The organism is Pseudomonas asplenii (assembly GCF_001293465.1).
Taxonomy (GTDB): Bacteria; Pseudomonadota; Gammaproteobacteria; order Pseudomonadales; family Pseudomonadaceae; genus Aquipseudomonas; species Aquipseudomonas fuscovaginae_B.
In genome coordinates this window covers 669,730-681,736 of sequence record NZ_JSYZ01000009.1, presented here as the reverse complement: position 1 = coordinate 681,736, position 12,007 = coordinate 669,730, and the positions used below count along the sequence as shown (strand labels likewise).

At 65.4% G+C, this 12,007-nt stretch carries 13 protein-coding genes and 1 riboswitch; of the genes, 10 read left to right on the top strand and 3 right to left on the bottom strand.

Going from position 1 to position 12,007, the window contains the following annotated elements:
* Positions 1-25: 25 nt before the first annotated feature.
* Genes PF66_RS14925 through PF66_RS14915 form a run of 3 tightly spaced genes read right to left on the bottom strand, consistent with a single transcriptional unit; the run spans position 26 to position 2,644 of the window.
* The gene (locus PF66_RS14925; protein ID WP_081009851.1) at positions 26-922 is read right to left on the bottom strand and encodes a DMT family transporter; all 897 of its coding nucleotides are present in this window, start codon (positions 920-922) and stop codon (positions 26-28) included.
* Positions 919-1,317: a thioesterase family protein gene (locus tag PF66_RS14920; RefSeq protein WP_054060441.1), complete on the bottom strand. Its 399-nt coding sequence runs from the start codon at positions 1,315-1,317 to the stop codon at positions 919-921. The genes PF66_RS14925 and PF66_RS14920 overlap by 4 nt, the downstream gene beginning before the upstream one ends.
* Entirely contained in the window at positions 1,310-2,644 is a 1,335-nt protein-coding gene (locus PF66_RS14915; RefSeq protein WP_054063093.1) for an aminotransferase class III-fold pyridoxal phosphate-dependent enzyme, read from the bottom strand. The genes PF66_RS14920 and PF66_RS14915 overlap by 8 nt, the downstream gene beginning before the upstream one ends.
* Positions 2,645-2,803: 159 nt before the next feature.
* Positions 2,804-3,022, top strand: a riboswitch (cobalamin riboswitch).
* An 82-nt stretch (positions 3,023-3,104) separates the two neighbouring features.
* On the opposite strand from PF66_RS14915, the gene cobO reads away from it, so the two are divergent.
* From cobO to PF66_RS14865, 10 genes are read left to right on the top strand one after another with little or no spacing between them, the layout of a single operon-like run.
* On the top strand, positions 3,105-3,716 hold the full coding sequence (gene cobO, locus PF66_RS14910; protein WP_017902171.1) for a cob(I)yrinic acid a,c-diamide adenosyltransferase: 612 nt from the start codon (positions 3,105-3,107) through the stop codon (positions 3,714-3,716).
* Complete coding sequence (locus tag PF66_RS14905; protein ID WP_054063092.1) at positions 3,713-5,083, top strand: cobyrinate a,c-diamide synthase; 1,371 nt, start codon at positions 3,713-3,715, stop codon at positions 5,081-5,083. The genes cobO and PF66_RS14905 overlap by 4 nt, the downstream gene beginning before the upstream one ends.
* Entirely contained in the window at positions 5,080-5,730 is a 651-nt protein-coding gene (bluB, locus tag PF66_RS14900) for a 5,6-dimethylbenzimidazole synthase (protein WP_054063091.1), read from the top strand. The genes PF66_RS14905 and bluB overlap by 4 nt, the downstream gene beginning before the upstream one ends.
* Entirely contained in the window at positions 5,727-6,635 is a 909-nt protein-coding gene (gene cbiB / locus PF66_RS14895) for an adenosylcobinamide-phosphate synthase CbiB (RefSeq protein ID WP_054060599.1), read from the top strand. The genes bluB and cbiB overlap by 4 nt, the downstream gene beginning before the upstream one ends.
* Positions 6,628-7,620: a threonine-phosphate decarboxylase CobD gene (gene cobD / locus PF66_RS14890; RefSeq protein ID WP_054060600.1), complete on the top strand. Its 993-nt coding sequence runs from the start codon at positions 6,628-6,630 to the stop codon at positions 7,618-7,620. The genes cbiB and cobD overlap by 8 nt, the downstream gene beginning before the upstream one ends.
* Complete coding sequence (locus tag PF66_RS14885) at positions 7,617-9,071, top strand: cobyric acid synthase (protein WP_054063090.1); 1,455 nt, start codon at positions 7,617-7,619, stop codon at positions 9,069-9,071. Before cobD ends, PF66_RS14885 begins: the two co-directional genes overlap by 4 nt.
* 15 nt (positions 9,072-9,086) lie before the next feature.
* A complete protein-coding gene (gene cobU, locus PF66_RS14880; RefSeq protein ID WP_054063089.1) occupies positions 9,087-9,608 on the top strand; it encodes a bifunctional adenosylcobinamide kinase/adenosylcobinamide-phosphate guanylyltransferase in 522 nt (173 codons plus the stop codon).
* Positions 9,605-10,660 carry a nicotinate-nucleotide--dimethylbenzimidazole phosphoribosyltransferase gene (gene cobT, locus PF66_RS14875; protein WP_054063088.1) on the top strand — a complete coding sequence of 352 codons (1,056 nt, stop codon included), beginning with the start codon at positions 9,605-9,607 and terminating at the stop codon, positions 10,658-10,660. The genes cobU and cobT overlap by 4 nt, the downstream gene beginning before the upstream one ends.
* Positions 10,657-11,235: an alpha-ribazole phosphatase family protein gene (gene cobC, locus PF66_RS14870; protein WP_054058201.1), complete on the top strand. Its 579-nt coding sequence runs from the start codon at positions 10,657-10,659 to the stop codon at positions 11,233-11,235. Before cobT ends, cobC begins: the two co-directional genes overlap by 4 nt.
* Positions 11,232-11,969, top strand: a complete 738-nt coding sequence (locus PF66_RS14865) for an adenosylcobinamide-GDP ribazoletransferase (RefSeq protein WP_054058200.1) — start codon at positions 11,232-11,234, stop codon at positions 11,967-11,969. Before cobC ends, PF66_RS14865 begins: the two co-directional genes overlap by 4 nt.
* Positions 11,970-12,007 lie beyond the last annotated feature (38 nt).

Sequence of the window (12,007 nt, the reverse complement as noted above, 5' to 3'; positions counted from 1 at the left end):
CTGTTGAGGTTTGTGTAAATACTTGCTACTGCGTTTGTCCAGGCAACAGCGAACTGGCAGTAATAGCCAGCAGTATGATTGTCATGCCTGATAGCTGGATTGCTGTCAGCACTTCGCCGAGCAACGACCAGGACAGGATTGTCGCAATGACCGGCTGCAGGAGCAGCACTAATGAGCTGAATGAGGCCGAGAGCTTTTTCAGGGCAAGGGTCACCAGCAGTTGCCCGACCACCTGGCCACATAACACCAATGCCAGGAGCAGTAACCAGGTGGAACTGTCATGGGGGATTGGGGCGCCAGACAGAATAAACGTCGGAAACAGCAATAGGCTGCAACTTGCCGTGATGAGCAGCATGAGCAGGGCAGGTGTGCAGTCATACTCCCTGAGCTTCTTGATACTCACGATATAGCCCGCATAAAAGAACGCAGCGAGTAGGGCGATACCCTCTCCTGCGTAGTCGCGGGTAACCAGCTTACCCATGATACACAGCACGTACATGCCGCCGATCGCCAGCAACAGGAAAAGAATTTCGATCTTCCTGGGCTTGTCGATGATCCCGAGCAGTCCCATCAGTACCACGAAGAAAGGTGCGCAATTGGTCAGGAGAGTGGCGACCGCGACATCGGTGCGTCTGATCGCCAGATGCATCACCGCCAGGTCGGCGGTAAAGAACAATGTTGCCAGCAATGCCAGTCCGTAGAAGTTCCAGTTCCTGGGTAGGCGCAGTAGTTGCACGGGTTGGAGTGCACAGATCAGCAGCATGAACGGGATCGCCAACAGGACCCTGTAGAAGGCCGAGACTTCGGCATCGAAAGGCAGGGCCTTGACAATGACCGGCGCAACTCCTAACAGTGCGGAGCCGGTTACCAGTAACAGAATCCGGGAGTGACTGCGCTCGGCCCGCATGACTGGTCGATTCATGGTTGCAAGCCGGGATGCTTATTGGCGACCCGTGCCTTGAAGGCCTTGCGATCGACAACCGCTCGCGTGTGGAGGCCCGATAAAATGCGTTCCGAGCCATCGCTCGCCTCGACTGCGAACTCGATGCTTTTATCGGTTGCCTGGATGACAGTGGCACGCACGCTAAGGGTAAAGCCTGCCGGTGTCGGGGCCAGGTGCTGGCTGTCATGGGCGATGCCGACGGTCATGAGGGTATCGGGTAGCAAACCCTCGATGGCCATCATTGCCGCCAGCTCTGACAGCCAAAGCAGTATCGGTGTAGCGAGGGCGGGGATGTCATTGTTCCAGTGTGTGGCCAGGTCGATCGGTTGGACGGTATGTCTCAGCAGTCCGATTCGACCGATGAGGTCAGGCATGGTCAGCTTCCTTGTGCAGGTGGCCGGGAGCGCTCTGGAGGATTTGCTCAAGGAGTAAAAGCATTTCCTCAAGCATGGGCATAGGGGTGTTGAGGGGCGGGGCAAAAATCACTGCGCCACCATGCCGATGTGCAGCAAAACCGCTGGCGGGATAGAGATTCAGGCCTTTGGCCCAGGCGAGCCGTACCAGGCTTTCGGCGGCTTGGGCACCCGGTACGAAGGGTGTTTTGCGAGGTTTGTCCTGGACTATTTCCACTCCCCATAACATGCCTGCCCCGCGAATCTGGCCAATGATGGGTGAGCTGTCCGTGCACCGCTGCAGATATGATTCGATGATTGGCCCGCGGCTGGCGGATAGAAGTACCAGGCCCTCGGTTTCGAGCACGTCCAGGACGGCATGGCCAACTGCGGCCCCTATGGGATGATTGGAATGGGTGTGGCCGTAGGAAAACACCCCGCTACCCAGTTCGATTGCCTCTTTGATCGCCTCTGTCACCAGGATGCCGGACAACGGGAAATATCCCGCATTGAGACCCTTGCCCAGCACACTGATGTCGGCCTTGACTTGACCGTGGTCCATGGCCAGCCAGGTGCCGGTGCGACCGAGGCCAGTCAGTACCTCATCGGCGATCAGCAGTACATCGTTGCGTTTACAGATGTCGCTGATCGTTTCCAGGTAGCCTGCCGGTGGGAGGATGGCCGCTCCTGAAGCTCCGGTGATGGGCTCTATGAGCAGGGCCGCCACTGCGTCGGCCCCGATCTGGCCCAGCTCGATTTCCAGTGCCTGGGCACAGGCGAGTTGGCAGGTCTTGCGGCTCTTGCCGTAAGGGCAGCGGTAGCAGTAGGGGGTGGGAATTGTTGGCCGTTGGTCGGGACTGCAGACATTGCGACGCCTGGGCCAATGACCGGATAGGGACAGGCTGGCCTGGGTCGAGCCGTGATAGCTGATGGTCCTGCTCAAGATATGTCTCTTTTTTGACCGGCCGACCTCGTCCCAGTATTGAATTGCAGTGCGGCAGGCTGCCTCCACGGCTTCTGAACCGCTATTGACGAAAAATGCTCCGGCCTGCCCGAGCTTACTGCAGAGTCTTTGTGCCAATCGCTCGGCCGGGAGGTTCAGCGATTGTGTGCGATAGGCGGCGCTGAGCCTGTGGGCTTGCGTTCGCATCCGATCGATGATGTATGGGTGGCCGTGACCCAGGGAGCAGGCTATGGCTCCGGAGCAGCCATCGAGTATCGTCCTGTTGTCATCGGTCATGATCGTGCTGCCCTGGGCCGAGAAGGCCATCGGGTAGTACTGACGCAGGTTTGGCTTGATCAGGTGCACGCCGTTGCCTCACTGAGGTGTTATGTGGAGAAACGTTATTCCCACCTTTACCCTCAGGAGAAATGAGTTTTCCTCGTGAGGCTCATTTCTCCTGTTCATGCCACCGTTCGCCGGGGCTGGCGGTCGACTTCAATTGACGCTCCACCCCCAACCCTCTAACCTTCCCGGCTTGTTTCAGGTGCTCTGTGGCCCGGTGTCAACAGAGTGAAACAGGGAAGCCGGTGAGCCCTTCGAGAGGCGCGATCCCGGCGCTGCCCCCGCAACGGTAAATGAGTCAAGACTGCGCTTTTCGCCACTGTGCCGACGGCATGGGAAGGCGCGCGGTCCCGCGTTCGCGCGCTCATGAGCCCGGAGACCGGCCTGATCCATTCCACAGCATCACGGCGGGCGATGCTGGACGGCTTTGGCCGTGCCTGCGTCTGCCCGCCGTTTGCGTTATCCAGCCCAACGGAGAGCTGTCATGAACGAGTCCCCCGAGCGCGACGAACGCCACCTGGCGCGCATGCAGCGCAAGAAGGCGGTGATCGACGAGCGTATCGCCAATGCCCCCAACGAGTGTGGCCTGCTGCTGGTGCTGACCGGCAACGGCAAGGGCAAGAGCAGCTCGGCCTTCGGCATGCTCGCCCGGGCCATGGGCCACGGCATGCAGTGCGGCGTGGTGCAGTTCATCAAGGGCCGCAACAGCACCGGCGAGGAGCTGTTTTTCCGCCGCTTCCCCGAGCAGGTGCGCTTCCATGTGATGGGTGAGGGCTTTACCTGGGAAACCCAGGACCGCCAGCGTGACATCGCCGCGGCCGAGGCGGCCTGGGCGGTGTCGCGGGAAATGCTCGCCAACCCGGAGATCGGCCTGGTGGTGCTCGATGAGCTGAATATCGCCCTCAAGCATGGCTATCTGGATCTGGACCAGGTGCTGAGCGACCTGCAGGCCCGTCCACCGATGCAGCACGTGGTGGTGACCGGGCGCGGCGCCAAGCCGGAACTGATCGACCTGGCCGACACCGTCACCGAGATGGGCCTGCTCAAGCACGCGTTCCAGGCCGGGATCAAGGCGCAGAAAGGCATCGAACTATGACTCAGGCGCGTCATTGCCCGGCGGTGCTGATTGCCGCGCCGGCCTCCGGCCAGGGCAAGACCACGGTGACAGCGGCCCTGGCGCGCCTGCACCGCAACCAGGGGCGCAAGGTCCGGGTATTCAAGTGCGGCCCGGACTTCCTCGACCCGATGATTCATGAGCGTGCCAGCGGCGCACCGGTGTACCAGCTCGACCTGTGGATGGTCGGTGCCGAGGAAAGCCGCCGGCTGCTCTGGGAGGCGGCGGGCGAGGCCGACCTGATCCTGATCGAGGGGGTCATGGGGCTGTTCGACGGCACGCCATCGAGCGCCGACCTGGCGCGGCACTTCGGTGTGCCGGTGCTGGCGGTGATCGACGGTACGGCCATGGCCCAGACCTTCGGCGCGCTGGCCCTGGGGTTGGCGCGCTACCAGCCGGACCTGCCGTTCGCCGGGGTGCTGGCCAACCGGGTCGGTACCCCGCGTCATGCGCAATTGCTCGAAGGCAGCCTGACCGAAGGCCTGCGTTGGTACGGTGCGCTCTCCCGCGAGACCGGGATCGAGCTGCCGAGCCGGCACCTCGGGCTGGTCCAGGCCAGCGAGCTGAACGACCTGGATCGTCGCCTGGATGTCGCCGCCGAGGCCCTGGGCGCCAGTTGCGAAGTCGCCTTGCCGCCGGCGGTCGAGTTCGCCGCACCGCCAGCAGCGGCCGTCGAGCCGCTATTGGCCGGTGTTCGAATCGCGGTGGCCCACGACGAAGCGTTTGCCTTCATCTATGGCGCCAACCTGGATCTGTTGCGCGCGCTGGGGGCCGAGCTGTGCTTCTTCTCGCCCATACATGATGCCGAACTGCCGCCGGCCGACAGTCTGTACCTGCCGGGCGGCTACCCGGAATTGCACCACCGGATGCTGGCGCAGAACCATTCGATGCTGGCGGCGATCCGTGGGCACCACGCGGCGGGCAAGCCGCTGCTCGCCGAGTGCGGTGGCATGCTTTACCTGCTCGAGGCGCTGACCGATGTCGACGGCCAGCGGGCCGAACTGCTCGGCTTGCTGGCGGGAGAGGCGGTGATGCAGAAACGCCTGGCCGCTCTGGCCCTGCAGGCCGTGGAACTGCCGGAAGGCTTGCTGCGCGGGCATACGTACCACCACTCGTTGACCACCACCGAGCTGGCGCCGATTGCCCGTGGGCAGAGCCCCAATGGTGGGCGCGGCGCAGAGGCGGTCTATCGTGAGGGGCGCACGACCGCCTCCTATGTGCATTTCTATTTTCCATCCAATCCCCGGGCGGTTGCCGCGCTGTTGGCGCCGCAGCCGCAGGATTGCATTTCTGAGCATGCCAGGGCCGGCGCAGTCGATGTGGGCGCAGGCACTGCGCAGAGGCCATGACAGACAAGGTTTTTTCCGTAGAGGAACGCGAGGCCATCTACCGGGCCATCGCCGAGCGGCGCGACATGCGTCACTTCAGTGGCGGCACGGTGGCGCCGCAACTGCTGGCGCGGCTGCTGGAGGCGGCGCATCAGGCGCCGAGTGTCGGCCTGATGCAGCCCTGGCGGTTCATCCGCATCAGTGATCGCGCGTTGCGCGGGCGGATCCGGCAGTTGGTGGAAGACGAACGGGTGCGTACCGCCGAGGCCCTGGGCGAGCGCTCCGACGAGTTCATGAAGTTGAAGGTCGAGGGCATCAACGACTGCGCCGAGGTGTTGGTGGCCGCGCTGATGGATGGGCGTGAGCGACACATTTTCGGTCGCCGGACGTTGCCGGAGATGGACATGGCGTCGTTGTCCTGCGCGATCCAGAACCTCTGGCTGGCCTCGCGGGCCGAGGGGCTGGGCATGGGCTGGGTGTCGTTGTTCGAACCGCAGGCGCTGGCCGACCTGCTGGGCTTGCCTGAGGGCGCCAAACCGCTGGCGGTGCTGTGCCTGGGGCCGGTCGAGGCGTTCTACCCGGCGCCGATGCTGGCACTGGAAGGCTGGGCGCAACCGCGTCCGTTGAATGAGCTGTTGTATGAAAACTACTGGGGAGTGAGTCAATGAGTGTGGCGTTGTTGAGTGTCGCCGGGGTTGCGCTGGATGCGCTGCTGGGCGAACCCAGGCGCTGGCATCCGCTGGTGGCGTTCGGTCGTCTGGCCGATCGCATCGAACAACGCTTCAACTCCGGCGGCCGTGGCTGGCGCAGCCATGGCGTGACGGCCTGGGTGCTGGCGGTGGTGCCGCTGACGCTGCTGGCCACGGCCCTGTCGTGGGCGCCCTGTATCGGCTGGCTCATCGAGATCCTGTTTCTCTACTGTGCCCTCGGCATGCGCAGCCTGGGCGAGCATGTGGCGCCGGTGGCCCAGGCGCTGCGCAGTGGCGACCTGGAACTGGCGCGCCAGCGCGTGGGTTACCTGGTCAGCCGGCAGACCTCGGAACTGGACGAGGCCGCGGTGGCCCGCGCCGCGACCGAGTCGGTGCTGGAGAACGGCAGCGATGCGATCTTCGCCGCGCTGTTCTGGTTTGCCGTCGCCGGCGTGCCCGGGGTGGTGCTGTACCGACTGAGCAATACCCTTGACGCCATGTGGGGCTATCGTAACGAGCGCTTCGAGCGTTTCGGCTGGGCGGCGGCACGGATCGACGACCTGCTCAACTATATTCCTGCCCGGCTGGTGGCCTTGACCTACGCTCTGCTGGGCAAGACCCGCCTGGCGCTGAAGTGCTGGCGCACCCAGGGACCGACCTGGGACAGTCCGAACGCCGGGCCGGTGATGGCGGCCGGTGCCGGTGCCCTGGGGGTCGAACTGGGTGGCGCGGCGATCTACCACGGCGAGTTGCACCAGCGTCCGCAATTGGGGGAGGGCCCGGCTGCCGATGCCGACGCGATCGATCGCGGCTGGCAATTGGTGCAGCGCGGGGTATGGCTATGGTTGCTGGTTCTCTGTCTGGGAGCTGAGTTTTATGCTTGAGCACGGCGGGCGGTTGCGCAAGGCGGTGGAACAATACGGGATTGCCGAGGCGGATTGGCTCGACCTGTCCAGCGGCCTGGCGCCCTGGTCCTGGCCGATTCCGGCGATTCCCGAGCGCGCCTGGGCGCGTCTGCCGGAAACCGACGATGGCCTGGAACTGGCCGCCTGCGCCTACTACGGTGCGCCGCTGGCCCTGCCGGTACCCGGCTCCCAGGCCGCGATCCAGGCGTTGCCGCAATTGCGCCGCAGCGGCAAGGTCGGCGTGCTTTCACCGTGTTATGCCGAGCATGCCGAGGCCTGGCGTCGCAACGGTTACATCGTGCGCGAAGTACTGGAGCACGAGATCGACTTCTTTCTCGACAGCCTCGATGTGCTGGTGGTGGTCAACCCGAATAACCCCACCGGCCTGAAGCTGTCGGCCGAGCAGTTGCTGGACTGGCATGGCCGCCTGGCCCAGCGCGGCGGCTGGCTGGTGGTCGACGAGGCCTTCATGGACAACACCCCGCAGCATAGCCTGGCGGCGCATACCCATAAGGTCGGGCTGATCGTGCTGCGCTCGTTCGGCAAGTTCTTTGGCCTTGCCGGCGTGCGGCTGGGCTTCGTCCTCGCCGAGCGCAAGCTGCTCAAGCTGCTGGCCGAGCAGATCGGTCCCTGGGCCGTGGCGGGGCCGACGCGGGTATTGGGACAGGTGTGCCTGGCCGATAGCGATGGCCACACCCGGCAGCGGCAGCGGACCGAACAGGCCAGCCAGCGCCTGGTGGCCTTGCTGACAGACCATGGCTTCGCCCCCCAGGGCGGCTGTGCGCTGTTCCAGTGGCTGATCACCAGTCGCGCCGAGCACCTGCACGAATTCATGGCACGACGCGCAATCCTGCTGCGTCTGTTTGTCCAGAACAGCAGCCTGCGTTTTGGCCTGCCACCCGACGAGGCCGGCTGGTCGCGTCTGGAGCAGGCGCTCAAGGCCTACAACGAGGAACATCCATGAGCACCCTGATGGTCCAGGGCACCACCTCGGATGCCGGCAAGAGCACGCTGGTGACAGCCCTGTGCCGCTGGCTGACCCGCCAGGGCGTCCGCGTGGCGCCGTTCAAGCCACAGAACATGGCGCTCAACAGTGCCGTGACCGCCGACGGCGGCGAGATCGGCCGGGCCCAGGCGGTCCAGGCCCAGGCCGCCGGTCTGCCGCCGCACACCGACATGAACCCGGTGCTGCTCAAGCCCAACAGTGACACCGGGGCCCAGGTGATCGTCCATGGTCGCGCCGTGACCACCATGAACGCGGTCGCCTATCACGACTACAAGGCCATCGCCATGCAGGCGGTGCTGGCGTCCCACCAGCGCCTGAGCCATGACTACCCGGTGGTGATGGTCGAGGGGGCCGGCTCCCCGGCGGAGATCAACCTGCGGGCCGGCGATATCGCCAACATGGGCTTTGCCGAAGCGGTGGACTGCCCGGTGCTGCTGATCGCCGACATCAACCGCGGCGGGGTGTTCGCCCACCTGGTCGGCACCCTGGAGCTGCTGTCGCCGAGCGAGCAGGCGCGGGTCAAGGGCTTCGTCATCAACCGTTTTCGCGGCGACATCGCCCTGCTGCAGCCTGGGCTGGACTGGCTGGAAGCGCGCACCGGCAAGCCGGTGATCGGCGTGTTGCCCTATGTCATGGACCTGCACCTGGAGGCCGAGGATGGCCTGGATCGGCGCCAGATCGACAAGCTCGACCAGGTGCTGAAAGTGGTGGTACCGGTGCTGCCGCGCATCAGCAACCACACCGATTTCGATCCATTGCGCCTGCATCCCCAGGTCGACCTGCGGTTCGTCGGTCCCGGCGAGACGATCCCGGCAGCGGATCTGATCATCCTGCCCGGCTCGAAAAGCGTGCGCAGCGACCTGGCCTATCTGCGCCAGAACGGCTGGGACATCGCGATCAACCGGCACCTGCGCTATGGCGGCAAGCTGCTCGGCATCTGCGGCGGCCTGCAGATGCTCGGCGAACAGGTGCACGATCCGTTGGGATTGGAGGGAGCGCCGGGCTCCAGTGCCGGTCTTGGCCTGTTGGCGTTCAGCACCGAACTCGAGCGGGAGAAGCAGTTGCGTAATGTGCGCGGGCACCTGACGCTGGAGAACGCCGAAATCAGTGGCTACGAGATTCATGCCGGGGTGACCACCGGGGCGGCGCTGGAGCGGCCGGCGGTACTGCTCGATGATGGGCGCTGCGACGGTGCCTGCAGCGCCGACGGACAGATTCTCGGTACCTACCTGCACGGCCTGTTCGAGTCGCCCCGCTCCTGCGCCGCGCTGTTGCGCTGGGCAGGGCTGGAAGCGGTGCAGGAGGTGGACTATCACGCCCTGCGCGAGCGGGATATCGAACGCCTGGCCGATCTGGTCGAGCGACACCTGGACACGGCTCGCCTGCGCGAGCTGTGCGGACTTGATTAAGCGGGTCGATCGAATATGCAGCAACTGATTCTGGGCGGTGCCCGTTCCGGCAAGAGTCGCCTGGCCGAGCGGCTGGCGGCGCAGAGCGGGCTATCGGTGATCTATGTCGCCACCAGCCAACCGCTGGATGGCGAATTGAACGAGCGGGTTGCCTTGCATCGCCAGCGACGGCCGGGCCATTGGGGGTTGATCGAAGAGCCGCTGCAACTGGCGCAGGTCCTGCGTGATAACGCGGCGGCCGATACCTGCCTGCTGGTGGACTGCCTGACCCTGTGGCTGACCAACCTGCTGATGCTGGACGATGCCGAGCGCCTGCGCGCCGAGCGCGATGCCCTGCTGGACTGCCTGGCGTCACTGCCGGGCGAAATCATTTTTGTCAGCAACGAGACCGGTCTCGGTGTCGTCCCGCTGGGCGAATTGACTCGCCGTTATGTCGATGAAGCCGGTTGGCTGCATCAAGCCCTGGCCGAGCGCTGTCAGCGTGTGGTACTGACCGTTGCCGGCCTGCCCCTGACTCTGAAAGGAGCTGCGTTATGACTCAATCGTGGTGGCTGGACCCCTGCAAGGCAATCGACGGGCAAGCCCGGGAGGCGGCGTTCGAGCGCCAGCAGCAGTTGACCAAACCGACCGGCTCCCTGGGCCTGCTGGAGCAGGTGGCGGTACAACTGGCCGGTCTGCAGGGGCGGCTCAAGCCGCGGGTCGATCACCTGTGGATCGCGATTTTCGCCGGTGACCATGGCGTGGTCGCCGAGGGCGTGTCGGCCTATCCCCAGGAGGTCACCGGGCAGATGCTGGCCAACTTTGTCGGTGGCGGAGCGGCGATCAGCGTGCTGGCCCGGCAGTTGGGCGCGCAACTGGATGTGAATGACCTCGGCACCGTCACGCCGATGCTCAACCTGCCGGGCGTGCGTCACCTGCAGATCGGTGCCGGTACGGCGAATTTCACCCAGGGTCCGGCGATGACCGAGGCCCAGGGGCTGCAGGCGCTGGAAGCCGGGCGCGACAGTGTGCGCCGGGCGGTGGCGGCCGGCAGCGAGCTGTTCATTGGTGGCGAGATGGGCATCGGCAATACCGCCGCGGCGAGTGCCGTGGCCTGTGCCTTGCTGGGCTGCCCGGCGAGCCTGCTCGCCGGCCCGGGTACCGGCCTGGACCCGGCCGGGGTCAGCCGCAAGGCGCAGGTGATCGAACGGGCGCTGGCGTTGCACGCCGAACAGACCCGTGACCCGTTGCAGGCGCTGTTTCGCCTCGGCGGCTTTGAGATCGCGGCGTTGACCGGAGCCTACCTGGCCTGTGCCCAGGAAGGGGTAGCGGTGCTGGTCGATGGCTTCATCTGCAGCGTGGCGGCGATGGTAGCGGTGCGGCTGAACCCCGCTTGTCGTGACTGGCTGATCTTTGGCCATCGCGGCGCGGAGCTGGGTCATCGGCATGTCCTCGAAAGCCTGTTGGCCGAGCCGTTGCTGGAGCTGGGCCTGCGCCTGGGTGAAGGCAGCGGTGCGGCCCTGGCGGTGCCCCTGGTGCGCCTGGCCTGTGACCTGCACGGCCAGATGGCGACCTTTGCCGAAGCGGCGGTGGCGGATCGTCCGGCATGACCACGTTGTACCTGGACCTGCTGCGCCATGGCGAGACCGAGCTGGGTGGCGGCTTGCGCGGCAGCCTGGATGACGCGCTGACCGACAAGGGCTGGGCGCAGATGCGCCAGGCGGTGCTGGAGGGGGGCCCCTGGAACCGGCTGGTGAGTTCGCCGTTGCGGCGCTGTGCGCGGTTCGCCGCGGAACTGGGCGAACGGCTGGGACTGCCCGTCGAGCTGGAAAAGGACCTGCAGGAACTGCATTTCGGCGCCTGGGAGGGGCAGAGCGCGGCGGCGTTGATGGAGACCGATGCCGAAGCGCTGGGGCGCTTCTGGGCTGACCCTTATGGCTTCACACCGCCCGACGGTGAACCGGTATCGCGATTTGCCGAGCGGGTGCTGGCGGCGGTCGAGGGCTTGCAGCGACGCTACGCCGGGGAGCGGGTGTTGCTGGTCAGCCATGGCGGGGTGATGAAGTTGCTGCTGGCACGGGCACGGGGATTGCCCCGCGAACAACTGCTGCAGGTCGAGGTGGCCCATGGTGCCCTGTTCACCTTGCAGGTGTCGGCCGATGGCCGCTTGGGAGAGGTGTCTTGAGCCCGCTGCCGTTCTGGATTGCCCTGCAGTTCCTCAGCAGCCTGCCGATCCGCCTGCCGGGCATGCCGCAGCCGCAGGAGCTGGGGCGTTCGCTGCTCTGGTACCCGCTGGTCGGGTTGCTGCTGGGGGCTGGGCTGTATGGCGTCGACTGTCTGTTGAGCGCGACGCCGGCGTTATTGCACGCCGCCTTGCTGCTGACGGCCTGGGTGCTGTTCAGTGGCGGTCTGCACCTGGACGGCCTGGCGGACAGTGCCGACGCCTGGCTGGGTGGTTTCGGCGATCGCGAGCGTACCCTGTCGATCATGAAGGACCCGCGCAGTGGGCCGATTGCGGTGGTGACGCTGGTCCTGGTGCTGCTGTTGAAGTTCTGCGCCTTGCTGGCGCTGATCGAGCAGCGCCAGACCGTCGCGCTGGTCCTGGCCCCCTTGATCGGCCGCAGTGCGTTGCTGGGCCTGTTTCTGGTGACGCCCTACGTGCGGGCGGGCGGATTGGGCCAGGCATTGGCCGACCATCTGCCACGGCGGGCCGGTTGGCAGGTGTTGCTGCTCAGCGCGGCGGCCTGCCTGGGGCTGGCGGGTTGGCACGGGGCATTGGCGCTGCTGCTGGCGGTGGTGTGTTTCGGCTGGTTGCGGCACTTGATGCTGCGGCGGCTGGGCGGGACGACCGGGGATACTGCCGGTGCCTTGCTGGAGTTGCTGGAGATGGCGGTGCTGGTGGGGCTGGCGCTGGCCTGAGGGGGGCTGTTCACCAACCCCTGAACATTGATTAAACT

Excerpts from the sequence above, each read along its gene's own strand:
- PF66_RS14925 (WP_081009851.1), bottom strand. The coding sequence starts at position 922 with ATGAATCGACCAGTCATGCGGGCCGAGCGCAGTCACTCCCGGATTCTG.
- cbiB (WP_054060599.1), top strand. The coding sequence starts at position 5,727 with ATGAGTGTGGCGTTGTTGAGTGTCGCCGGGGTTGCGCTGGATGCGCTG.
- PF66_RS14905 (WP_054063092.1), top strand. The coding sequence starts at position 3,713 with ATGACTCAGGCGCGTCATTGCCCGGCGGTGCTGATTGCCGCGCCGGCC.
- PF66_RS14885 (WP_054063090.1), top strand. The coding sequence starts at position 7,617 with ATGAGCACCCTGATGGTCCAGGGCACCACCTCGGATGCCGGCAAGAGC.
- cobD (WP_054060600.1), top strand. The coding sequence starts at position 6,628 with ATGCTTGAGCACGGCGGGCGGTTGCGCAAGGCGGTGGAACAATACGGG.
- bluB (WP_054063091.1), top strand. The coding sequence starts at position 5,080 with ATGACAGACAAGGTTTTTTCCGTAGAGGAACGCGAGGCCATCTACCGG.
- PF66_RS14920 (WP_054060441.1), bottom strand. The coding sequence starts at position 1,317 with ATGCCTGACCTCATCGGTCGAATCGGACTGCTGAGACATACCGTCCAA.
- cobO (WP_017902171.1), top strand. The coding sequence starts at position 3,105 with ATGAACGAGTCCCCCGAGCGCGACGAACGCCACCTGGCGCGCATGCAG.
- cobT (WP_054063088.1), top strand. The coding sequence starts at position 9,605 with ATGACTCAATCGTGGTGGCTGGACCCCTGCAAGGCAATCGACGGGCAA.
- cobU (WP_054063089.1), top strand. The coding sequence starts at position 9,087 with ATGCAGCAACTGATTCTGGGCGGTGCCCGTTCCGGCAAGAGTCGCCTG.
- cobC (WP_054058201.1), top strand. The coding sequence starts at position 10,657 with ATGACCACGTTGTACCTGGACCTGCTGCGCCATGGCGAGACCGAGCTG.